At 64.4% G+C, this 22,431-nt stretch carries 21 protein-coding genes; all 21 read left to right on the forward strand.

Annotated features, from left to right (window positions below; all coding sequences use genetic code 11):
- Positions 1-128 precede the first annotated feature (128 nt).
- The 21 genes from IPP90_05835 (at position 129) to IPP90_05935 (ending at position 22,192) form a co-directional block, all read left to right on the forward strand.
- Positions 129-1,769, forward strand: a complete 1,641-nt coding sequence (locus IPP90_05835; protein MBL0170244.1) for a PAS domain S-box protein — start codon at positions 129-131, stop codon at positions 1,767-1,769.
- Positions 1,766-3,151, forward strand: coding sequence for a sigma-54-dependent Fis family transcriptional regulator (locus IPP90_05840; GenBank protein MBL0170245.1), 1,386 nt, complete (start codon positions 1,766-1,768; stop codon positions 3,149-3,151). Before IPP90_05835 ends, IPP90_05840 begins: the two co-directional genes overlap by 4 nt.
- A gap of 8 nt (positions 3,152-3,159) precedes the next feature.
- The gene (locus IPP90_05845; protein MBL0170246.1) at positions 3,160-3,531 is read left to right on the forward strand and encodes a prepilin-type N-terminal cleavage/methylation domain-containing protein; all 372 of its coding nucleotides are present in this window, start codon (positions 3,160-3,162) and stop codon (positions 3,529-3,531) included.
- Between the two features lie 289 nt (positions 3,532-3,820).
- Positions 3,821-4,183 carry a prepilin-type N-terminal cleavage/methylation domain-containing protein gene (locus IPP90_05850; protein ID MBL0170247.1) on the forward strand — a complete coding sequence of 121 codons (363 nt, stop codon included), beginning with the start codon at positions 3,821-3,823 and terminating at the stop codon, positions 4,181-4,183.
- A 310-nt stretch (positions 4,184-4,493) separates the two neighbouring features.
- Entirely contained in the window at positions 4,494-4,856 is a 363-nt protein-coding gene (locus IPP90_05855) for a prepilin-type N-terminal cleavage/methylation domain-containing protein (GenBank protein ID MBL0170248.1), read from the forward strand.
- 125 nt (positions 4,857-4,981) lie between these two features.
- Positions 4,982-6,220 carry a HAMP domain-containing protein gene (locus tag IPP90_05860; GenBank protein ID MBL0170249.1) on the forward strand — a complete coding sequence of 413 codons (1,239 nt, stop codon included), beginning with the start codon at positions 4,982-4,984 and terminating at the stop codon, positions 6,218-6,220.
- 104 nt (positions 6,221-6,324) lie between these two features.
- On the forward strand, positions 6,325-6,648 hold the full coding sequence (locus tag IPP90_05865) for a hypothetical protein (GenBank protein MBL0170250.1): 324 nt from the start codon (positions 6,325-6,327) through the stop codon (positions 6,646-6,648).
- Entirely contained in the window at positions 6,645-7,535 is an 891-nt protein-coding gene (locus IPP90_05870) for a hypothetical protein (protein MBL0170251.1), read from the forward strand. The genes IPP90_05865 and IPP90_05870 overlap by 4 nt, the downstream gene beginning before the upstream one ends.
- Complete coding sequence (locus IPP90_05875) at positions 7,532-8,629, forward strand: hypothetical protein (GenBank protein MBL0170252.1); 1,098 nt, start codon at positions 7,532-7,534, stop codon at positions 8,627-8,629. Before IPP90_05870 ends, IPP90_05875 begins: the two co-directional genes overlap by 4 nt.
- A 251-nt stretch (positions 8,630-8,880) precedes the next feature.
- On the forward strand, positions 8,881-9,924 hold the full coding sequence (pilM, locus tag IPP90_05880) for a type IV pilus assembly protein PilM (protein ID MBL0170253.1): 1,044 nt from the start codon (positions 8,881-8,883) through the stop codon (positions 9,922-9,924).
- A gap of 10 nt (positions 9,925-9,934) precedes the next feature.
- Positions 9,935-10,714, forward strand: coding sequence for a PilN domain-containing protein (locus tag IPP90_05885; GenBank protein MBL0170254.1), 780 nt, complete (start codon positions 9,935-9,937; stop codon positions 10,712-10,714).
- Between the two features lie 12 nt (positions 10,715-10,726).
- On the forward strand, positions 10,727-11,347 hold the full coding sequence (pilO, locus tag IPP90_05890) for a type 4a pilus biogenesis protein PilO (GenBank protein ID MBL0170255.1): 621 nt from the start codon (positions 10,727-10,729) through the stop codon (positions 11,345-11,347).
- Positions 11,344-11,844 carry a hypothetical protein gene (locus IPP90_05895; GenBank protein ID MBL0170256.1) on the forward strand — a complete coding sequence of 167 codons (501 nt, stop codon included), beginning with the start codon at positions 11,344-11,346 and terminating at the stop codon, positions 11,842-11,844. Before pilO ends, IPP90_05895 begins: the two co-directional genes overlap by 4 nt.
- Entirely contained in the window at positions 11,841-14,123 is a 2,283-nt protein-coding gene (locus IPP90_05900; GenBank protein ID MBL0170257.1) for an AMIN domain-containing protein, read from the forward strand. Before IPP90_05895 ends, IPP90_05900 begins: the two co-directional genes overlap by 4 nt.
- 20 nt (positions 14,124-14,143) lie before the next feature.
- A complete protein-coding gene (locus IPP90_05905; GenBank protein ID MBL0170258.1) occupies positions 14,144-16,555 on the forward strand; it encodes a hypothetical protein in 2,412 nt (803 codons plus the stop codon).
- Positions 16,556-16,681: 126 nt separating this feature from the next.
- Positions 16,682-17,872: a chorismate synthase gene (gene aroC / locus IPP90_05910; GenBank protein MBL0170259.1), complete on the forward strand. Its 1,191-nt coding sequence runs from the start codon at positions 16,682-16,684 to the stop codon at positions 17,870-17,872.
- 7 nt (positions 17,873-17,879) lie between these two features.
- On the forward strand, positions 17,880-18,455 hold the full coding sequence (locus IPP90_05915; GenBank protein ID MBL0170260.1) for a shikimate kinase: 576 nt from the start codon (positions 17,880-17,882) through the stop codon (positions 18,453-18,455).
- A 3-nt stretch (positions 18,456-18,458) separates the two neighbouring features.
- Complete coding sequence (locus IPP90_05920) at positions 18,459-18,887, forward strand: DUF494 family protein (protein MBL0170261.1); 429 nt, start codon at positions 18,459-18,461, stop codon at positions 18,885-18,887.
- A 6-nt stretch (positions 18,888-18,893) separates the two neighbouring features.
- Positions 18,894-19,439 (forward strand): hypothetical protein, encoded by a 546-nt coding sequence (locus IPP90_05925; protein ID MBL0170262.1) that lies wholly within the window; start codon positions 18,894-18,896, stop codon positions 19,437-19,439.
- The gene (gene topA / locus IPP90_05930; GenBank protein MBL0170263.1) at positions 19,330-21,492 is read left to right on the forward strand and encodes a type I DNA topoisomerase; all 2,163 of its coding nucleotides are present in this window, start codon (positions 19,330-19,332) and stop codon (positions 21,490-21,492) included. The genes IPP90_05925 and topA overlap by 110 nt, the downstream gene beginning before the upstream one ends.
- Before the next feature lie 271 nt (positions 21,493-21,763).
- On the forward strand, positions 21,764-22,192 hold the full coding sequence (locus tag IPP90_05935) for a helix-turn-helix transcriptional regulator (protein MBL0170264.1): 429 nt from the start codon (positions 21,764-21,766) through the stop codon (positions 22,190-22,192).
- Positions 22,193-22,431: the final 239 nt, after the last annotated feature.

Consider the following 22,431-nt stretch of genomic DNA (forward strand, 5'->3'; position numbering starts at 1 on the left):
GCGGTCCCTCACTTCTTCCTTCCGGTCCGGTCCGTCGCGCCTGTGCGGCGGCTGGCAGTCTGTCGTCGGTGCGATACACACCCGCCCTTCCTCAGTTCGCGATTCAACAGACGCTTGACCCGCGCCGCATGTTGCGCTGGGTCTGGCTTGGCCGCGTCGTGTTGTCGTGCGCGATACTCGTGGCGGCGGTCTTTGTCTGGAATCGGGCCGAGCCCAACGATACGCTGATCGCTACGCTGATCTTTGCCGTCGCCACACTCACCACCGTGGCGTCGGCCATGTACGGGGAGATCGAGCAGCGCCCGTACGGGCCGATCTTCTATGGCATTCAATGTGCCGTCGATCTGGGTCTGGTGACGGCGATCGTGCATATCACCGGCGGCTGGAATTCGCAGTTCGCGGCCCTCTATATCCTCGTCATCGCCAGCGGGGCGCTGCTCCTGCCGTTCCGGGGCGGTCTGGCGGTGGCTGCCGGCGCCTGCGTGCTGTATGCCGCCGACGTGCTGTGGTTGCGTCCGGGTGTCGCTCCCGTCGGCATTGCGGTGCAGATCGGCGTCTTCATGGTCGTGGCCATCGGGTCGGGTCTGGTGTCGCTCCGTCTGCGACAGGCGGGAGTGGGTCGCGATGAACTCGCCGCGCAACTGGTCAAGGTGCAACTCGAAGCGGCCGATATCCTGCGCACGATCCGGTCCGGCATCCTGACGGTGGATACCGCGGGTCGATTGCTGTATGCGAATCCTGCGGCCACTGAACTGTTGGGCGTGAATCTGCGCTCGTTCACGGGTCGCCCCGTGCTCGATACGTTGCGCGCGGTGTCCCCGCAACTGGCCCAGGCCCTCGAACAATCATCGCAGAGCGGCATTCGCACCACCCGGGCGGAGGGACGCATTCGGCGCGATGATGGCGAAGTGGAAATCGGCGTGACCACCACCGTATCCGACGCCACCGACGGGGGCGAACGACACAGTGCCACGGCGATCTTCCAGGACATCTCCGACAGCAAGCGCATTCAGGCCCTGCACGTTCGCGCCGAACGACTCGAGGCAGTGGCCGAGCTCAGCGCCTCGCTGGCCCACGAAATTCGCAACCCGTTGGCGTCCATTCGCAGCGCCACCGAGCAACTCGCGCGTCGACGTGATCTGGAAGCGCTGCCGGCCGACGATGACGAGCGCGTGTTGCACGGCCTGGTGGTCCGCGAGGCGGATCGCCTGAGTCGATTGCTCGGGGACTTCCTCGACTTCGCGCGGGCACGTGTCTCGCGCGTCGTGACGCTGGATGTCGGCGCGCTGGTGACAGCGGCATCGACGCTCGCGGCGTCGCATCCGGACCGCGCCGACGGGGTCGAGGTCGCCGTGGTGATCGATTCGGGCCTACCGACCGTCGAAGGCGATGAGGACTTGCTGCATCGCGCGGTGTTCAATCTGGTGTTGAATGCCATACAGGCGGTGGGCCCGTCCGGTCAGGTGGACGTTCGCGTGGGCGAGCACCATCCTGCGCCGACCGCTGGCAACGCCCCATCGCGTCAGTTGGCAATCAGCGTGTCGGACAATGGCGACGGGATCCCGGAAGAGGTCCGCGAACGCCTGTTCGAGCCGTTCGTCTCTGGCAAGCCCGGCGGGACCGGGCTTGGCCTGCCGGTCGTCCATCGCGCCGTCGAGGCGCATCGCGGACTCGTGCTCGTCGATGCATTGGCCCGCGGAACCCGCTTCACCATTCTGCTGCCGACGACTCCCGTGGTCGGAGCTTCCCTTACTGGATTGGCACTGTGATTGCTTCTGCGCATACTGGCGCCGCCGCTCCCCGCGTCCTCGTCGTGGATGATGAATCGAGCATCCTCGATTCGCTGCGGATTCTGCTGAAGAATGAAGGCTTCGTCCCATTCACGGCCCTGGGCGGCAAGCAAGGCATCGAACGCCTCACCGAATTGCGTCCCGATATCGTGCTCACCGATGTGCGCATGCCTGATGTCAGCGGAGTGCAGGTCCTGAGCGCCGCGCGCCAAGCCGACGCGAACATGCCGGTCATCCTGATGACCGCCCAGGCGACGTTGCAATCGGCGATGCAGGCGGTGAACGAAGGGGCGTTCTACTATATCCAGAAGCCGTTTCGCAACGACGAGCTGCTGGCCATCCTGCGACGTGCCGCTGAACATCGCCTGCTGCGTGTCGAAAATCATGAGTTGAAGCAGGAAATCCGGCGACATGAGCGCACCACGTCGCTGCGGCCTATCGGTCGCAGCAAATCGTGGATGGACGTCCTGCGGCTTGCCGAGACGGTTGCGCCGACGGATTCCACGGTGCTGATCACCGGCGAGTCGGGCACCGGTAAGGAGGTCATCGCGCGATATATCCATGACCTCTCCACGCGGGCCGACCACTCGTTCCTGTCCATCAACTGCGGCGCGTTGCCGGAATCGTTGCTGGAGAGCGAGTTGTTCGGACATGTAAAGGGGTCGTTCACGGGAGCGATCAAGGACAAGGCCGGCCTGTTCGCGGCCGCCGGGAGTGGCTCGTTCTTCCTCGATGAAATCGGCGAAACGACGCCGTCCACCCAGGTGAAGTTGCTGCGTGTCTTGCAGCAACGCGAAGTGATCCCGGTGGGCGCGACCGAGGCGCAATCGGTGGACACGCGGGTGATTGCCGCGACGAACCGTGATCTCGAAGAAGAAATCAAGCGCGGCCATTTCCGCGCCGACCTGTACTATCGGTTGAACGTCATTGCCGTGCATCTGCCGCCCTTGCGCCACCGCGCCGACGACATCGCGGTGCTCGCGGAGTCATTTCTGGCCCGGAGTGCCATGCAGCGCAAGGAGCCGGTCAAAACGCTCAGCGAGGCCGCACTCGATATCCTGAACGCCTACCAGTGGCCCGGCAACGTGCGGGAACTGGAGAATGCCCTGGAGCGCGCGGTGATCCTGTCGTCGGACGACGTGATCTATCCGGAGGCCCTGCCCGAGCGCATCACCGCCCGGCGCGCCGAACCACTGGTAAGCGAGCGAACACCAACGACGCCCACGCTCGAGGCCATTGAGCGCGCCTACATCGAGTGGGTGCTGCAAAACGAAGGCGGCAACAAGAGCCGCGCCGCGGATATGCTCGGCATCGATCCCTCAACATTGTATCGCAAGCTGGCGCGATACGGTGACGCATGAGCCGCCGCATGCGCCGCCGCATGCGCCGCCGCAGGCGAATGGCGTTCACGATGATCGAGTTGCTCGTGGTGATCGTCATCCTCGGCGTCCTGGCCGCGATTGCCCTGCCGCGGTTTGCCGACTCCAAGCGGAAGGCGTATCTCGCCGCCATGAAGTCGGACTTGCGCAATGTGGTGTCGGCGGCCGAATCGCACTTCGCCGAGGACGGCACGTACGCCAATTGGAATGGGCCCACTCCCACCAACCAGATCACGCTGACGTTTGTTGGCACGTTGGATGGATGGGTCGCGACCGCATCCCACGCTGCGGTTCCTGGCATCGTGTGCCGTATTGAACGGGGACCGGCGGCGGGCGCGGCGACGGAACCGGTCTGCCAGTAATCCGGCTGCTTCGCCCCACCGCCGTCACAATCCGCGTCGCGTCGTTACGCGGTTGGCCACGCGATCCAAGGTCTGCGGCGAGCGCGTCTTGCACGGTGCAAAAGTCCTTGCGAAACGAGAGAGCGCAATAGGTGGATAGGCCGAGCGTGAAAACGGTGCAAGTGATGATGTCGCAACGCATTTCATTGTGAATCCACCTGCTGGCCCGCCGGTTGCGATATGCCATTGCGTCGCGCTGGGCACCACTTCACGGGCCAGACGCGAAAGACCCCCCAACGGAGAATGTTTCATGCCCCGGACTCGCAAAGGCTTTACCCTGATCGAACTTCTGATCGTCGTCGTCATCATCGGCATCTTGGCCGCGATCGCGATTCCGAAGTTCGCCGAAACGAAGGAAAAGGCGTACATCACCGCCATGAAGTCCGACCTGAAGAACATGGTGTCGGCCGCTGAAGCGTCGTTCTCGGACAACAACACCTACGCCGGTTATGCGGCCCCCCAGGGCTCGGCCGGTGTGAGCCTGACGTTCAACGGTTCAGCCACGGGTTGGTCAGCGACGGCGAGCCACGCGTCGTCCACCAAGACCTGCCAGATCGGTGTCGGCACGTCGGTGCCGAGCGGCCAGGCGGAAGGCGAGCCGGTCTGCCAGTAAGCAGCGGCTGATGGAATCACCGGTCCGTCCGGACCGGGGCGTAGAGGGGTCGAGCGAGAGCTCGGCCCCTCATGCGTTTCGGCCCTCCCGCAACGAACGGTGGCAATGGTCGGACGTATGGCGATTTGCGTGGAATCGGGCGCGACGCGATGACTGATGCAATCCGGCAGAACGCCAGCCTTCGTCTAAAATGTTCAAAACAAAAGAGATAGCTGCAACACAACGGTGCGGCCTCGCTCTTGCCAATCTCTTCGGTCGAAGGGTCGGATGCCTGTCCGACACTGGAGGACCCCCCACTGGAGAGTCTCACATGGCCCGGACCCGCAAAGGCTTTACCCTGATCGAACTTCTGATCGTCGTCGTCATCATCGGCATCTTGGCCGCGATCGCGATTCCGAAGTTCGCCGAAACGAAGGAAAAGGCGTACATCACCGCCATGAAGTCCGACCTGAAGAACATGGTGTCGGCCGCTGAAGCGTCGTTCTCGGACAACAACACCTACGCCGGTTACGCGGCCCCCCAAGGCTCGGCCGGTGTGAGCCTGACGTTCAACGGTTCGGCCACGGGTTGGGCAGCGACTGCTTCGCACGCGTCATCCACCAAGACCTGCCAGATCGGTGTCGGCACGTCGGTGCCGAGCGGCCAGGCGGAAGGCGAGCCGGTTTGCCAGTAACCTGATTGGAGCAACGCCCGGTCAAGTAGGCACCGTGGTGGCGAAAGGCCGGGCAATTGCCCGGCCTTTCGTGCGTTCCCGGTTTTGCCGGTTGCACGTCGGCGGGCGATGAAGCATCCTCTGCCGTGCTCCCGGCCAAACTTCCACGTATTCATCACCGCCTGACCGTCGCCGTCGTCGCGGTCAGTGTCTTCGCCCTCGTGGGGGTGATCGTCACGATGTGGGTGACGGAGTACCTCGCCGAGGACATCCGATGGCCGGTCGTCCTCGCGTTGCTGTTCCTCGTCTCACTGGTGTGGACCAGTGTCCTGCGCCGCCAGGTGGAGCGACTGGTCGAGGCGCCACTGGCGGAAAGTGTCGCCGCGGCCGAGGCGATCGCCGAGGGCGAGACCTCCCGACGCGTGCCGCCCGGGGACACGTACGAGTTCGATCAGCTGGCCACCAGCATCAATCGCATGACGGAGCAATTGCTCGCCTCGCACCAGCTGCGATTGCGCGTGGAAAAGCTCGCCACCATGGGTCGCATTGCGGCGGGTGTCTCGCACGAGATCGGCAATCCGATTTCCGCCATTGCCAATTATGCGCACCTGCTGCGCATGCGCACCGAAAATGTGCCCGGCACCACGGAACCACTGGATGCGCTGGAACGCGAGATCACGCGCATTGATCGCATCATGCGCGGACTGCTCGACTACTCGAGGCCGCGCCGACTGACCCCGAAACCGATCGTGGTCGACGATGTCATCACCGATGTGTTGCGCCTGCTGGGCGATCAGGGCGTGACACGTCGTCATCGGGTCACCGTCGACCTGGAGGCCCCCACCGGCGTCGTGTATGCGGAGCGGCATGATCTGGAACAGGTGTTTGTGAACCTGCTGCTGAACGCCGTCGATGCGATGGACCAGCAGGGACTCGTCGCCATTCGGACGCAGATCAATGACGTGACCGCGTTTGGCGAGGCATCGGAAAAACGACGCACCGATAGTTCCCAGGAACGCTGGACGCATCGTCCGAGTCGACGCGCGTTGGCCTGGCTGGCGCGTCCGGAATCACCCGTCCGATTTCTGCAGGCCGTGATCGCCGACTCGGGCACGGGCGTCGCGCCGGAAGACGAGGAACGGATCTTCGAGCCGTTCTTCAGTACCAAGCAGCCGGGCAAGGGGACCGGCCTCGGACTCGCCATCGTCTCCAGCACCATCGAAAATCTTGGTGGTACCATCTGGGTCCAACGGGCGCGCGAGGGGGGCGCAGCGTTCGTGATTCTGCTGCCGCTGCATTCGAGTGGACTCGCGGCGATTCAGGCCACGACGCCCACGAGTTCGCCGACGGTTGGTGGCGCAATGGAATCGCCCGCGACGAAATAGGACGGTGAAGGAGGTTCGCCGGCACGTGCTACTGTGCCGTCGTGTCGATATCTCCTTCCTCCATTTCGCGGGCCCGACGCGGGCGCCTCCTCGTTGAATGCCTGATGGCCATGCTGTTGCTCAACGTGAGCGCAGTGATCGCCGTTGGCCTCGCGCGCGCCGCCGCCCGGTCGACACAAGCGGCGCAACTGACCACCGCGTCCTGGGCCCTTGTCACCCACGACACAGAGTCGGCGGTGGCCGCTCCGTGCACAACCGCCGCCGCCACCGCCGGCGCGGTCGCACACCCGCAACTGTACTCGGCCTGGATGGAGCGCGCGCAGGCCGGCTGGCGTGAGCGCGATATGGACATCACGATCACACCCTCCGCCTTCGCGTCAGCGGCGCCGATGCGTCTGGCAGCGCGCGCCGCGTGGAACTGCCCGTGAGTCGCGCCCGTGCGGGAACGGGATTGCTGGAGGTCGTCGTGGCATTGCCGCTGATGGCGCTGCTCGGCGTTGTTGCGGTCCAGTTGCTCTTGGGGCTGCACCGGCAGATTGTACAGGCAGACGCAGTGATGGGTGCCACCCGGGAACTCCGGCACGGCGCCAGTGTGCTGGCCGCCGAACTGCGGCCGCTGCGACCGAGCGACCTCGTGGCATGGAGTGACACGGCGGTGGAGTTCGACGGAATGGTCGGACTCGGCATCGCCTGCGCGTCGACCGGTCGCACGCAGGTGCTGATCGTCGGCCCGGATTCCTCATCGTATGCGCCGGGTCCGCTGGCCGTCATTTGGAACCAACCGCCGCAGGCCGGCGATGAAGTCGAGTTGTGGCTGGCACCATCGCAATCGACCAGCACGCCGCGCGCGCAGGCCAGCGCGATTCGCGTCGTCACCTCCAGCCGCGACTGCGCGCACTCACCACTGCGGTCGGCTGGCATCGGAGAAGCCGTTCGGATTGCGCTGGTCGATACGCTCCCGGGCGACGCCGTGGCTGGGGCGCCGATCCGCGTCACACGACGAACCCGCTATTCGCTGTATCGCGGCGGCGATGGCGAATGGTATCTCGGTCGTCGCACCCGCGGCCCAGGAGGATGGGACGTTGTGCAGCCGGTCGCCGGACCACTCAGGTCGGCTCGCGACCGGGGACTGGTGATCCGCGTGCACGATGCCAACGGTCAGGCCGTGGATAGCGCGTCAGCGAACGCGGCGGCGCGAGTCAGTATCGAGATGCGCGCACCACGACGATCCGGCCGCGCCACGCCGCGTGCCCTGCGGGTGGATTCCGTGCGCATCGATGTCGCGTTGCGCGCTGAACGGGGCGGTGCGGCATGAGCGGCAGCACCGGGAACCGGCGCCTCACTCGTCGCGGCGTGGTCCTGCCGCTCGTCATGGTGGGCATGCTGCTGTTGCTGGTCATGAGCGTCGCACTGCAACAGGCCGCGTGGCGATCGGCGCGCGGGGCGCGCACCCTCTGGGACACGCAGACAGGTCTGTACGCCGCGGACGCAGCGACCATACAGGCCATGGCCACGTGGAATCCGGACTCGATGGCGGCCACGCCGATCGGTGTACCACAGGAGCGCATCGACCCCGCCCCCTATGGATGGTGGACGCATACTGCGCTGGTGCGCACCGGCACACTGACCGCGGTGATACGCAGCACCACGCATCGCGACCGGGCAAGTGCCGCAGTGGCGTCAGCCGCCGTCGCCGGCATGCTCGGCGACGGCACGCGGATTCAGCGGACCGTCGTCCGGGCGATTCGCCTCGAACCGCCGTCGGTCCCCGTACTTGCGGCGCTCACCGTGCTCGGCGATCTCGAAATCAACGCAGGCACGGTTGACGGGCGTGACCAGTTCGCACCCTATGATCCTGCGCGCGATGACTGCGGGTCACTGCGCGACAGCGCCAGCATCGCGGCCATCGCGGCCGAGGGATTCAGTTGGCGGACGCCTGGGACGCTGTTTGGCCTCACATTCAGCCTCACGCCTCCGTCAATGGCGATTGCGCGTGCACAGTTCGATAGCGGATTCGCCGCGATTGCCGGACGCACTCGCACTTTCGCGATGGCGGCACCTGGGTCCGTCCCGGGAAGTTCGCCGTGGCGCGCCAGTGTGATACAGGTGACGCCTGGCGTGACAATCGACGGCGTGTCCGACTATGTCGGCCTGCTCGCGGTGGACGGTGATCTCATCGTTCGCGGGACACTCCGGGTAGAGGGCATGCTCCTGGTGCGCGGCGCGGTCGATGTGTCAAGCGGCGCGCTGGATGTGCGCGGAGCACTCGTGGTGCGCGATCGCGCCGCCATCGGTTCTCGCGTTGGCGCGACGCTGCGCGTCGCGTACGCGCCCTGCCTGGTCGGTCGCGCTTTGGTGGCCGTGGCGCAGCCCAGTCGGCGGCCCTTCGGCGTCTGGAACAGCCCCTGACAAAACGCCGACACCCACGCCGAGCGCGCGATCGAACCGGTGGAACTCATGAAAAACACGGCACGGGCCGACACTATCACAAAGTCGGCAGTCGTACCCATCCACCCCCCTCTGAACAGCGTTACCTCGTGAGGGTCCGGTCGTTAGTTGGGAGAATCGTCCGAATTGGACAGGTCAAAGTGTCCGAGCCATCGCGTTTCGCATGCGCGTCAGGCCACATCGCGACCACCACAGTACAACCCCATCCTATCATGGCGTTCCTCGGTCGAAAGAAACTGACCGTCGGTCTCGATGTCGGTTCCGGTCTCGTGAAAGCAGTGGTCATGGACCATACGAGCGGGACTCCGGAACTGACGAAGGTGGTCATCACCCCACTCAACGACACGGCGATCGTCGAGGGCGAGGTGATGGACCACGCGATCGTTGCGGACGCCATTCGCCAGACGCTCGAAGCGACCGGCGTGAAGACCAAGCACATCGTTTCGGCAGTGGGTGGCCGCGATGTCATCGTGAAGAAAATCGCGATCGAGCGCGTGAAGGAAGCGCAGGCGCGCGAATTGATGCGCTGGGAAGCCGAACAGCACGTCCCGTTTGACATGGAATCGGTGGAGCTGGACTTCCAGATTCTCGATCCGGATGCCGATGGGCTCGAGATGAGCGTGCTGCTGGTGGCCGCGAAGCGTGAACTCGTGGAGGCCAAGCGCACGCTGCTGACCGATGCCGGCGCCGCACCCTCGATCATCGATGTCGACTCGTTCGCCTTGCACAACGCGTTCGAGGCCAGTCATCCCGACGCGATGAAGGGGACCGTGGCGCTGCTCAACATCGGCAACGAAGCCACGAACCTGAACATCCTCGACGAAGGCGTGCCGATCTTGACGCGCGACCTCACCGTGGGAACGCGTCGCTTCCGCGAAGACCTGCAGCGCGAGCACGGCGTCAATGGGGACGAGGCCGAAGTCATGCTCCGCGGCTACGACCGCACGATGGCGCTCGACAGTGTGGTGGCCATGCGGGGCGAAGAAATTGCCGTGGGCATGGAGCGCGCTGCCACGTTCCTCGCAACCTCGTCACGGAGCTTCGGGCAGATCCGCGCCGTGTTTGCATGCGGCGGCGGGGCCCGGGTCCCGGGACTGCTGCCGTGGTTGTCGGAGCGGCTGCGCATTCCGGTTCAACTGGCCAATCCGTTGGCCCGCGTGATCGTGCGCGAAGGCGCCCTGGAGTTCCTGTCCACCGATGAAGTCGCACCGCTGCTGATGCTGCCGGTGGGACTCGCTCTCCGCGCAGCGGCTTGAGGATCGCGCCATGATGATTGAAGTCAACCTCCTCCCCGGCGGCAAGAAGCCGACTCGGGGCGCCTCCAAATTCGACGTCGCCAGCATGTTCGGCGATATCGGCGCCCGCGTGCGTGATCCATGGTTGGTGGGTGCGGCCTCCACCGTGGTGGTGGCCGTCGCGGCCGTCGGGATTCTGTTCACGTCACAGAACGCGCGCGCCAGCGAAGTCGGTGGCAAGATCGAGCGCGCCGTCCGCGACTCCACGCGTTACGCCAAGGTGCTGGAAGCGCGACGCAAACTGTCGGCGGAGCGGGATTCGGTGCATCGCCAGCTGCAGATCATCCGCACCATCGACGACAACCGCTACAACTGGGCGCACATCCTCGATGAAGTGAGTCGTTCACTGCCGGCGTATACCTGGCTCACGATTCTTGAGCAGACCAGCAAGATGCCGTTGCCGCCAGGCGCGGACACGGCCAGTGCGAGCGCGAGGGCCGCGATGGCCGTCCCGTCACGCGCGGCCGCCGCGGCGGCCAAGGACAAGAAGGTGAAGCCGGTCGTCGACACGGTGAACATTCATCCCGACCTCACGTTCCGCGTCGTGGGACAAACCGTCGACATCCAGGCGCTCACGATGTTCATGCGCCAGATGGAGAGCTCGCCGTTCATCCAGAAGGTCGCCTTGACGAAATCCGAGATCGTGATCGTGGACGAAAAGGACGTCACGCAGTTCGAACTCTCGGCGTCGTATGAAGTGCCGCCCCCGGGGGTCGTCCGGACCTCTCCGCTCGTCGTCCCGGTTCGCTGACCAGAGGATCATATGGCTCTGCTTCCAACTTCCCAGCGCGATCAAATCAAGCTGATGATCGGCTTCGCGGCGGCCGCGCTGGCCGTTGCGTACTATGTGTATCCCTACGCCGCGCGCGATGAACAGATCGCCGCGGACGCGCAGCGCTTTGCCCAACTCGAGGACGCCAACCAGAAGGCGGCGCGCGAGTTTGCCGGCGGCAGCATCGACGAACTGCGCGTGCAGACGGCCGAGAATCGGTCGGCGCTGACCGTGATGCGGCGTCTGGTGCCGACCGGCAACGAAGTGCCGGCGTTGCTTGAAGAGGTCAGCACGGCCGCGCGGCGCGCGGGCCTTGACGTCGGCGGGGTGACGCCCGAAGCGGTGATACCGGGTGACAAGTACGACACCTATCGCTACACCGTCACCATCATCGGCGGCTACCACCAGTTCGGCGCGTTCCTCGCCAACGTCGGATCACTCGCGCGCATTGTCGCGCCGGTGAACTTCTCGATCGTCACCGGCGGACCGGGTCGCCCGCAGATGATCAAGACCTCGGACAAGAATTCGTTGGCGTCCACGATCACGCTGCAAACCTACGTTGAACGCACGGCGCCGGCGAAACCGGCAACGGCGAAGGAGAGGTCGTCATGATCCGCACCATGGTGCGAACGCTGTCCGTCGCCTCGATGGCGATGGTACTGACCGCGACAGGCGGGCGGTTGCAGGCCCAGGCGGCGGCACAGACGGTGACCCGGGAATCGGCTGGCACGGTCAGCCCCGCCGTGTCGCCGAAGAAGACCGCGATGCCCACAGAAGTCACGATTCAGCGCGAAGTGTTCGACTACAACGGCGGCGGACGGCGTGATCCGTACAAGTCGCTCATGAGCACCAGCGATGTCCGTCCACTGCTCAGTGATTTGCGGCTGACGGTCGTCGTGTTCGATGCCACCGGGGACAACTCCGTCGCCATTCTGCGCGACTCGTTCTCGAAGCAGCAGTATCGCGTGCGGGTCGGCCAGCAGCTGGGCCGGTTGCACGTGAGTTCGATCAAGCAGAAGGCGGTGCAGTTCACGGTTGAGGAATTCGGATTTAATCGCATCGAAACGCTGCCGCTGAGCAGTGACACGACGAAAGTGAGGAACCCATGATGGGACCGACGACCGTCGCGGTGATGACCGCGGCTCTCGCACACGCGGCGCTGGGAAGTGCCACCTTTGGCGCATCCACCGTCCGCGAGGCAGTGCCCGCAGGCTCAACCGCATACTCGGCCGCCCCGGCCATCTCGCACGATGACCCGGCACCGGCCAATGGCCGCGTCTCGCGCATCAGTGTCGGACCTGGCACGGGCGGCGCGGAGATCGCGATCACACTCGACTCGAGCGTGACTGTTCGACACTTCACCCTGGACGGACCCGCACGGCTCGTCGTCGATCTGGGTGGGGCCAGCCTGACCGTACGAGGCGCCGCCTACGATGGACAGGCCCGCGGACCGATCCGGAACGTGCGCTTGTCGCAGTATCGCAGCGATACGGTGCGCATGGTCATCGATCTCGATGCCACACGGCAGTACTCGGTCGATCGCTCGGGCGGCAAGCTCCGGGTGAGCGTGACCGGTCCCGCCGTCGCCATCGCCCAGTGGGAAACCAGGGCAGTCGGCGGCGAGTCCACCACGCACGTGGCGGCCGGTCGCCTCGATGCGCCGGCACCGACGTTCGCCTTACCGGTCGTCACCAGCGATTCGAGTCGTCCGAAGGTGTCCGTTCCGTCGCTCGCCGAGCAGGCGCGTGGGGAGGCCGTGACACTCGATGTGACGCGCGCCGAAAAGTCGCGGGCCGAGGCGGTCAAGGCGGAAGTCGCCCGCAAGGAGCTCAAGGCCATCGCCGACGCGCCAATGGTCGGTCGGGCCGGCGCCGCGGGCCGCACGGGAACGCAACAGTCGCAACAACAGCAGAAGGCGCGTATCACCGTCAGCTATGACGGCATCGATATCCGCGATGTGATTGCGGCGTTCGCCGCGTTCTCCACGCGCACAATCGTGGTGGGCAAGGAAGTCTCGGGGATGGTCACGGCCGACATCAACGACAAGCCATGGGACGTCGCGCTGCAGGCCATCCTGCAGGCGCAGGGTCTGGCCGCCACCGAAGACGCCAGCGGCATCATCACCGTGGACAGCTATCGCAATCTGGCGTCCAATCAGGCGCTGGAACCGATGGAAACGCGGATCATCAACGTCAACTACGCGAAAGCGGCCGTGCTCGAGAAGACGGTGCAGTCGTTGTTGGCGCGTGACTGCACGGGTCTGTCCACGATGGCCACGGGACGCGAACTCGGCATGCCCATGAATCAGGGCTCGTCGGGCGGCGGTCAGGGCGGCAATCAGCTCAGCGGGCAGGGCTGTGTCGTGCGCGGCAACGTGGCGTCGGACAGCGCCACCAACAAGCTGATCATCACCGAAGTGCCGTCGCGTCTGCCGGAGATTGTCTCACGGCTGCAGGAACTCGACATCCGGACGCAACAAGTCGCGATCAAGGCGAAGATCATCTTCGTCAACCGCACCGGCATCCAGGATATCGGACTGGCGTACGATCTGGGCACCGGCACCAAGCAATTCTTCCAGCAGCTTGTGCCGCGCACCGATCCCAGCACGCTGACGGGCATCGACACCGACGGTGACGGCGTACCGGATGCCACGGGCGGCGGCACGCCGTTCCAGGGACCGGCCCGTATCGCTCTGGGTGGGAATGCGATTTCGGGTATCGCCAACGCGAACAACGCCATCAAGCCGAACGCCCTGAACCTCATCTACAGCACGGCCCTCGGCCGCTATCAGCTGACCGCGTTCATCAACGCACTGCAGACGTCGTCGCTGGCTGATGTGCAGTCCGAGCCGAGCGTCACGATCCTCAACAACCGCACCGCGCAGATCTTCGTCGGCCAGGAAATTCCGATCCGTGTGATCGACGCGAGTTCGGGTGGCGGCGCGCAAGGTGGCGGCGGTGGTGGCGGCGGCGGCGCGCAGGGTTCGCCCAATGCGGCGGCCTTCTTCCCGCGGGCCACTGTGTCCAAGGAAGAGGCGGGCATCAAGCTCACCGTGTCACCGCAGATCACCAACAACAAGATGGTGCTGCTCGACATCCAGGCGGAGAACTCCAGCGCCGAGATCTCGAACACCGACGTCGGCGTGATCTTCAATCGCCAGCGGGCTGACTCCAAGGTGCTCGTCGCGGATGGAGAGGCGGCCGTCATCGGCGGTCTCACGGTCACGGAGACTACACGCTTTCGCAGCGGCATTCCGGTCCTGATGAATCTCCCCTTCATCGGTCGCCTTTTCTCGCAGAACTCCAAGAACGAGACGAAGCGCGATCTGCTGATCCTTGTCACGCCACATATCCTGGAAGACGGCGCAGTGCCGCCTCCGGGCCGCTGACCGCCGAGGATCTCCGACTCATGAATCCATTCACTCCGATCCGCGCCACGGCGCGGACCCGGCCGACCGCGACGATGCGTCGCGTGCTCGTCGCCCTGGGCGCGGTTGTCGCCCTTGGCGCGTGCAATGGCGATGAAGTAATCGATCCGCCCTTCCGGGACGCGGTGAAGCCGCGTGTCACAGTCGCCAAGGGCAACAGCCAGTCCGACACCACGCTCGTCATGTCGGTGAACGCTACCGACAACATCGGGCTGAAAACCATCCGCGTCACGATGAGCGGCGGCGTGTCGGCCGCGTACGACACCACCTTCACCAGTTCGATTCAAACCGCCACCCTCGCGCTCACCGTCAAGGTGCCGGCCAGCGCGCCGCTTGGCGCCACGGTGAACATCCAGGCCATCGCCATCGATGGCGCCACGAACATGTCTGACACGGCGCGCCTGGTAATGACCGTCGGCAATCTCGAGCCGCCGCACGCCGTCATCACCAGTCCGGCCGCCGGCTCGCCAGTGGTGTCCGGCAAGGCCCTCGTGCTCTCGCTGTCGGCACGGGCACGCTACAAGGTGCGCACGTTGGGGTATCAGATTGCCGGTGCCTACGTGACACGGGATTCGGTGCTCTATGGCGCCCCGCTCCGCGATTCCATCGCGCTGCTGGATACGCTCACGATTCCCGATACGGTCCGCGGATCGGTCATCACCGTCACGCCGTTCATCGTCGACTCGCTCAGCCAGCGCGTGCTGGGCACGCCGGTGTCGTATGCCGTCCAGAACGCGACGAATGCGAACACGATCCCCGTGGTGCGCGCCGGCGTCACGACGCGCATGGAAATCAACGATACCATCTTCGTGGAAGCCACCGATCCGGTGGGCATCTCCACGCTCGGATACGAGGTGCGGTCGTTTGCCGGTCAACTGATCACGGCCGACTCCGTCAGCTCCACCGGCGGCTTCTCCACGCTCGTGCGCACGTTCCGCACGCGCCTGCCGGTCACCACGTTCCCCACCAGCGTCACCATCACCGGCTTCGCGCGCAATGCGAACGGACGACGCGACGTCACGCGCTATTCGTCAGGCGCCCTGCGTTTCGATACGGTGGCGGTCGTGGCGGGCTACACCAACCCGCTGCCCAACGGCGGCAAGGTGGCCGATGCGCTGTATTTCCCGCGCAACGATCGGCTCTATCTCACCAACATCGAGCGCAATCAGCTTGAAGTCTTCAATCTGGCCGACTCGTCGTTCCGTCAGTCCATCAACGTCGGGTCGCGTCCCTGGGGCATCAGCGCCTGGCCGCGCAATCGGGATGGGCTCATGGGCGACACGCTCCTGGTGGCCAATTCCGGTGGGACGAACATCAGCTATGTCGATCTGAACACCGGAAACACCGGACGGGAAGTGTTCCGCTATGCGTTGCCGAACATCGTGGCGTACAGCATCACCACCGTGAAGTCGAACACCACCGATCAACCGATCACGCAGCGCACGGTGTACGACTTCAGCGATCGACCGCAGTTCCTGGCTACCACATGCACCGGTGGGACGGTGGCCGGATCGCCGTGTCAGGACGTGATTGTGGTGTACTCCACCACGCCGACGCCCGGACAGTCGACGCCGTTTGCCAGTCAGGGCACGATGCGGTGGGAAAACGTCACCCAGCGCACATCGCACTTCTTCTTCGAACAGGCGATGGGTCAGTCGGCGGGACGCTCCGATACACTGGAAATCGAGCGCTACGCGGCCGCTGGTTTCGGCAATGATTCACTGCTGTTGCCGGCCAAGCAAACCATCGTCACGCCGAACGGGAATTTCAACTACTCGGTCGTCGTGCGACTCGACCAGTTGGCCTTCCGCGATACCACGTACGTGCGGAACTCGGGCAACTTCCGTCGCGCCGTCGTGGGCGAGGGTGGACCGGTGCTGGGCAGCCGTGCCATGACGTACGATGCCACGATGGGACTCGACCAGAGCACGCCGTTGCCGGTGATCGACCGTGGATTGTCGCGGCCGCTCGACGTCACCGACTTCATCGCGAATTCATTCGCGCGTGTTCAGGGCGTGGGGATCAACTTCGATGGCGAGTTGTCGGCGGTGAAGGGCGACTCGACATATATCTTCGATCGCACATTGCGCTTGCAGGGCATCCTGCAGTCGCGGTCCAGCGGTGGTGGTCTGGATTTCCATCCGCTCAATCGGGGCATGAATTCCACACCGCTCCGTACGCGGCTGGCGTTCGTCGCCTCCAGTGAAGCGGTGATCGATATCTTCGACACCTATTGCTATCAGAAGGTGGCGTCAGTGCCCATCCGCGACCCGATCATCGGTCCGGTGCGCGCGTCGATCCGCCCCAACGGGCAAATCGTCCTGGTCGGGGCAACGGTTCGCGGAGTGACGTTGGTGGCGCTGCCGGACAACTTCACCACAACCTGTCAGTGATACGCACCTCGTAACACGGGCATACGGTCCGACGGGCAACCCCGGACCGTGGCAGGCCAGCACCGCACGCCGTCTCCCTTCGGGGAGGCGGCGTGCGTTTTTGCGTGGAGGTGAATACGTTCCGAAATGCTTCGTTTCACGACGGCCGGTGAATCGCACGGCCCCGCGCTGGTGTCCACACTCGAAGGCATGCCCGCCGGCGTGCCGCTCCTCGCGGCTGACGTGGATGCGGAACTCGCGCGTCGTCAGCAGGGGTATGGCCGCGGACGACGCATGCAGATCGAAACCGATCGCATTGAATGGCTGGCCGGAGTGCGTGCCGGCGAGACGCTGGGTTCGCCGATCGCCATGCTGATTCGCAATCGCGACTGGCAGAATTGGGCGGAGATCATGGACCCTGCACCACGCGCTGAAGATGCCAGCGGTCCGCGCAAGCGTCACGTCACCCGCGTGCGTCCAGGGCACGCCGACTTGACGGGACTGCTCAAGTACGATCGCAGCGACGCGCGTGACATTCTCGAGCGCGCCTCGGCACGGGAAACCACCGCGCGGGTCGCGGCAGGCGCCATCTGTCGCGTCCTCCTGCGGGAGCTGGGGGTGCGCGTCGGGTCGCATCTCGTGCACCTGGGCGGCATCGATGCGGCGCGCCCCTCCGTGCTGCCGGACGACCTCAATGGCACCGCCGACCTGTCACCGTTGCGAACGCTCGATCGTAACGCGGAACAGTCAATGATCGAGCGCATCGATGCCGCCAAAAAGGACGGCAATACACTCGGCGGGATTTGTGAAGTGGTGGCCACGGGATTGCCGGTTGGACTTGGCTCCCACGTGTCATGGGACCGTCGGCTCGACGGTCGTCTTGGACAAGCGATGCTTTCAATCCCCGCGGTCAAGGGCGTGGAGATCGGACTCGGTTTCGAAACCGCACGTCGCACCGGTGCCGAGGTGCACGATGAAATGGAGGCAGCGCCCGGTCGGACGCGGGCGGGTCACGTAAGGCGTCACACCAATCGCGCCGGCGGGACGGAAGGCGGGATGACCACCGGTGAGGATCTGGTCGTCCGCGTGGCCATGAAGCCGATTGCGACCCTGATGCGCCCGCTGAACACGGTGGATGTGGCCACGGGTCAGGCCGCGTCTGCGGTTGCCGAGCGGAGTGACGTCACGGCAGTGCCCGCCATGGGTGTGATCGCCGAGTCGATGGCCGCGTTTGTGTTGGCGGACGCGATGCTGGAGAAGTTTGGTGGCGATTCGTTGGCAGAGGTACGCCGGAATCTGGACAGCTACCTGGCCCGTCTCGACGAACGACTGGGATGATCGGCCGGTGAGTGATCAACCGGGGGCGTTGTCAGACAAACCGGTCGGGCCGACGCCCACCGGTCATCTCATTTTCGTGGGACTGCCGGGGGCAGGGAAATCGTCGGTCGGTCGAATGGTCGCCAAGACGCTGGGCAGGTCATTCATGGATTTCGACCGGGAAATCGAGCGCCGGACGGGCAAGACGGTCGAACAGCTCTTTGCTGAGCAAGGAGAACGTGCGTTCAGGGACCGCGAAGTGGGGCTCACTCGTGAATTGCTCGCTGCGCCCCCGATGGTCTGGTCGCCGGGCGGCGGATGGGTGACGAATCCCGGCGTCCTGACGCTCGTCCGCCCTTCGTCGCGTATCATTCATCTTCTGATATCGCCCGCCGCGGCACTTGAACGATTGACCAGATCCAGGATCGTCCGTCCCTTGCTGAAGACGGCTGATCCACGGGTCACGATGGACGAATTATGGGCCAACCGAGCTGATCTGTATGCCCAGGCCGATTTGGTGATAGATGTGGAAGTTGTTGATTCACAACAGGTTGTGGAACGGATTGTGGCGCTTGCCCGCAACTTGACCACAGGACTAGGTTAGGAAATGGACGATCGTTGGGTGCCGGTGGTGGAGGATCTCCGCGAAAAATTCGCGGCCGATAGCGATGTGGTCGAGGTTGAGGCCTATCTGTCGTCGCAGGGGTACAGCCGTCGGCAAATCGGTGAGATTCTTTCCCTTCTTTATAGCGATACTGCATTCGAGCCAGCCTGGGACGGCTCGGTTCTGGCGCGTGAGGCACCTCTGCGAGTGCAGGGGCCGCATGAACGCGGCCGGTTTACTGCTGAGGCGTGGGGATACCTGGTGATGCTCGGGGGATCCGGCGCTGTCAACCTTCACGATTTCGAGCAGTTGGTCGAGCGGGCGCTGACACATGTGGATGGACGGATCGGCCTTCCGGAGATCCGTGCCCTCGCCGAAGAGGGTGGTTTTGATGATGCATCCGCCGGTAGCGAACGCACGCAGGTCCACTGAGAACTGATGACAACCAAGAAGGTTTCGAGCGGGACCAGCAAGCGCGCACCGGCCAAGAAGGCCGCCGTGAAACGTGCAACCAAGGGTGCAGCCAAAACGGCCGCACCGCCGGCGGCTGTCGCGCGTAGTGCACCCAAGCCCGCCGCGAAAACCACCGCAACCAAGTCGGCGGCCAAAAAGTCAGCGGTCAAGAAAGTCGCGGCGAAAAAGCTCGCTGGAAAGGCGACCAGTGCGCGGGCCAAGTCGCGCGCCGCACTGCGCGTCGTCGAGTCCAATGAAGAGGATGCGTTGGTTTCCTCGTCCGGGACGTCGCTGGTCATCGTCGAGTCGCCGGCCAAGGCCAAGACCATCGGCAAGTATCTGGGCCGAGGGTATACGGTGCGCGCCACGGTGGGTCACGTGCGCGATCTGCCCGCCAAAAAGCTTGGTATCGATATCGAACATGGCTTTGCCCCCCGACTATGTCACCATCGAGGGCAAGGAAGACATTCTCAACGACCTCAAGCGAATCGCCAAGGGCGCCAGCGAAATCTTCATCGCCACCGACCCTGATCGCGAGGGAGAGGCCATCGGGTGGCACGTGGAACAGTATTTCACGCAACCCAAGCGGCATGCCGTCACGGCACCCATTCGCCGCGTGATGTTCCACGAAATCACGAAGGACAAGGTCAAGGAATCCATGGCCAACCCCATGGATATCGACACGAAGAAAGTGGAGGCGCAGCAGGCGCGTCGCGTGCTTGATCGACTCGTGGGCTATAAGGCCAGCCCCGTACTCTGGAAGACCGTCAAGAAGGGTCTCTCGGCGGGCCGCGTGCAAACCGTGGCGCTCCGCATCATCGTCGAACGCGAACGCGAGATTCGCGCGTTCACACCCGTCGAGTATTGGACGATCGCCGCCGACCTGCACAAGGGCGCGCAGGCGTTCGTCGCCAAGTTGCATCACGTCGATGGCAAGAAGCCCGAATTGCCGTCGGGGGCCGATGCCGACCGGGTTCTCGCCGACCTCAAGGGACGCAAGAATTTCGTCGTGACGGAGGTCAAGCGTCGCGAGCGCCGCAAGAATCCGGCGGCCCCGTTCACGACGTCAACCTTGCAGCAGGAAGCCGCAAAGAAGCTGGGCTTCGGCTCCAAGCGGACCATGCGACTCGCGCAGGACTTGTACGAAGGCATCGATGTGGGCGATGCGGAGGGCGCCACGGGTCTCATCACCTACATGCGTACCGACTCGTCGCGGGTGTCCGAAACCGCCGCGGGCGCCGCGCGCGATTGGCTGCGAAAGGAGCACGGCGAAGCGTACCTGGCGCAGGCGCCGCAGCTCTATCCCAGTGGCAAGGCCAATGCGCAGGATGCGCATGAAGGCGTGCGACCCACCGACCCCACGCGCAAACCCGACGAGCGTCTGGCCAAGAAGCTCACGGCCGACCAGTTCAAGTTGTACGAGTTGATCTGGAAGCGGTTCATGGCGTCGCAAATGTCGCCGGCCGTGTTCGATACCACCACGGTCGACTTCGACATTCCCGCGGGCGGTCACCAATACCTGTTCCGCGCCACCGGCTCCGTCGTGAAGTTCGACGGCTTCCTCAAGCTCTACCGCGAGGCGAGAGAGGAAGGGGATAGCAAGGCGCTTGAAGACGAACAGGCACTGCCGTTCCTCGAGCTCAACGAAACGGTGCCGGTGAAGGCGATCACGCCCACCCAGCACTTCACCGAGCCGCCGCCGCGCTTCTCCGAAGCCTCGTTGGTCAAGGAACTCGAGCGCCTGGGCATCGGGCGTCCGTCCACCTACGCGTCCATCATTTCGGTGCTCGCCGATCGGCGATATGTGGAACTCACGCAGCGACGGTTCTTCCCCACGTCACTTGGCGAGACCGTCGAAAAGGTCATGGTGAAGAAATTCCCCGACGTGTTCAACGTCGGCTTCACCGCGTTGATGGAAGAGGAACTCGACAAGATTGCCGAGGGCGAGATTGGTTGGGTGCGCGCGCTCAACGATTTCTGGACACCGTTCCAGCGCACGCTCAACGACGACGACCTCGACGCCCTCATCGGCGAGGCGTACGATCTGTCCGCGCTGGAAACGGAGCGCTGCCCGTTGGACGGCGGCAAGCTGGTGGCCAAGGGCGGGTTCTTCGGGCCTTTCGTGGCGTGCGAGAATCACCCCAAGGTTTGCAAGTACACGCGCCCCATCAAGGGCGAGAAGAAGCCGGCGGAGCTCACCAACTTCATGTGCCAGGAGTGTGGGGCACCCATGGTGGTTCGCCACGGCCGTTCGGGCGATTTCCTCGGATGCAGCAAGTTCCCCAAGTGCCGCGGGACACGCTCGATGCCCACAGGCGTCAAGTGTCCGAAAGACGGCGGTGAAATCGCCGAGCGTCGCAGCAAGAAGCGCGGCAAGGCGTTCTATGGATGCGAGAACTACCCGAACTGCGACTTCGTGGTGTGGGACAAGCCGGTGCTGGAGACCTGCCCGGAGTGCGGGTATGTGGGCGCGGAAGCCAAGAGCAACAAAACCCGCGGCACATATCGCAAGTGTCTCAAGTGCAGCAACGAGTGGGACGTGGCATCGCCTGACGACGTCGAGGTTGTCGCCGAGGTTGCCTAGGGGCGGCTTGTCTGCGCCCCTTGTGCTTGGTGCGCGTGCCGACGGGACAGAGGATCGCCCGGCTTGCTCACTGCTCGCGCACTGGCGTCTTGGCGCTTCGGCGCGGCCCGTGTGGGCGCTCGCAGAAAGCCGCCGGGCGACCCTCTGTCCCGCCGGCACTCCGACGTCGCGACGAACAGCGCGGAGGAATGGAAAAACTTCTCGCGTCGATAGTGTGGCCGCGCCCCAGCCTGTGCGCAGTTGGTACTTGACATTCCCTCATTGAGAATCGATGGTTTGCCTGCGGGCCTGGGGAGTCTGGGGAGCCTGCGAGCCTGCGAGCCTGCGCATCTGCGGAAGTGCGACGCCGCACCGCGGTGATTTCAGTCCCATTGAGAAATCGAATCTTATGAGGGAATCGCGCGATTCGCGGATCGGGGGAAACGTCTTTGTGCACTTCACCGATGACGAATGGATAACCATCGTCGCGGAGCTGCGGCTGGCACCCCGTGAAGCAGACGTGCTGCGGGCGGCGCTCACCGACGAAGGCAGCGCGATAATCGCAGCCGCACTTGGTCTTTCTGTCAGCACCGTCAGCACCTACAAGAACCGGCTGTATCGACGACTCGGCGTCGGCAGCATTTCCCAAGCCATCGTCTGCGCGTTTTCCGCGCACGTCCGACACCGCAACAACACCGGCGGCGGGCAGAACGACGCGTAGGCGAGATGATGTTAGGACCGTGTCATCATCGTTGATGACATCGCTCGGGTGACATGGTCCAGTGACTTGCGACAAGGGGCAGTGCCGCCGAATACTCGGTCTGCGGAGCACGCGAACCGGCGTGCCGATAGTACGCACAATGGCGGTAACGGCTCGGAGCGATCGTGCAATACAAGTTGGCAATTGCGGCTATTCTCGTCCTCTCAAGCGGGCAGCTTTGGGGCGGCGCAAGACAGGTG

It is taken from the genome of Gemmatimonadaceae bacterium (assembly GCA_016720905.1).
Classification (GTDB): domain Bacteria; phylum Gemmatimonadota; class Gemmatimonadetes; order Gemmatimonadales; family Gemmatimonadaceae; genus Gemmatimonas.

What these genes read in the sequence shown, in the direction of transcription:
- IPP90_05835 (MBL0170244.1), top strand. Translation starts at nt 129, where the DNA reads ATGTTGCGCTGGGTCTGGCTTGGCCGCGTCGTGTTGTCGTGCGCGATA.
- IPP90_05845 (MBL0170246.1), top strand. Translation starts at nt 3,160, where the DNA reads ATGCGCCGCCGCATGCGCCGCCGCAGGCGAATGGCGTTCACGATGATC.
- IPP90_05850 (MBL0170247.1), top strand. Translation starts at nt 3,821, where the DNA reads ATGCCCCGGACTCGCAAAGGCTTTACCCTGATCGAACTTCTGATCGTC.
- IPP90_05855 (MBL0170248.1), top strand. Translation starts at nt 4,494, where the DNA reads ATGGCCCGGACCCGCAAAGGCTTTACCCTGATCGAACTTCTGATCGTC.
- IPP90_05865 (MBL0170250.1), top strand. Translation starts at nt 6,325, where the DNA reads ATGGCCATGCTGTTGCTCAACGTGAGCGCAGTGATCGCCGTTGGCCTC.
- IPP90_05875 (MBL0170252.1), top strand. Translation starts at nt 7,532, where the DNA reads ATGAGCGGCAGCACCGGGAACCGGCGCCTCACTCGTCGCGGCGTGGTC.
- pilM (MBL0170253.1), top strand. Translation starts at nt 8,881, where the DNA reads ATGGCGTTCCTCGGTCGAAAGAAACTGACCGTCGGTCTCGATGTCGGT.
- IPP90_05885 (MBL0170254.1), top strand. Translation starts at nt 9,935, where the DNA reads ATGATGATTGAAGTCAACCTCCTCCCCGGCGGCAAGAAGCCGACTCGG.
- pilO (MBL0170255.1), top strand. Translation starts at nt 10,727, where the DNA reads ATGGCTCTGCTTCCAACTTCCCAGCGCGATCAAATCAAGCTGATGATC.
- IPP90_05895 (MBL0170256.1), top strand. Translation starts at nt 11,344, where the DNA reads ATGATCCGCACCATGGTGCGAACGCTGTCCGTCGCCTCGATGGCGATG.
- IPP90_05900 (MBL0170257.1), top strand. Translation starts at nt 11,841, where the DNA reads ATGATGGGACCGACGACCGTCGCGGTGATGACCGCGGCTCTCGCACAC.
- IPP90_05905 (MBL0170258.1), top strand. Translation starts at nt 14,144, where the DNA reads ATGAATCCATTCACTCCGATCCGCGCCACGGCGCGGACCCGGCCGACC.
- aroC (MBL0170259.1), top strand. Translation starts at nt 16,682, where the DNA reads ATGCTTCGTTTCACGACGGCCGGTGAATCGCACGGCCCCGCGCTGGTG.
- IPP90_05920 (MBL0170261.1), top strand. Translation starts at nt 18,459, where the DNA reads ATGGACGATCGTTGGGTGCCGGTGGTGGAGGATCTCCGCGAAAAATTC.
- IPP90_05925 (MBL0170262.1), top strand. Translation starts at nt 18,894, where the DNA reads ATGACAACCAAGAAGGTTTCGAGCGGGACCAGCAAGCGCGCACCGGCC.
- topA (MBL0170263.1), top strand. Translation starts at nt 19,330, where the DNA reads ATGGCTTTGCCCCCCGACTATGTCACCATCGAGGGCAAGGAAGACATT.
- IPP90_05935 (MBL0170264.1), top strand. Translation starts at nt 21,764, where the DNA reads ATGGTTTGCCTGCGGGCCTGGGGAGTCTGGGGAGCCTGCGAGCCTGCG.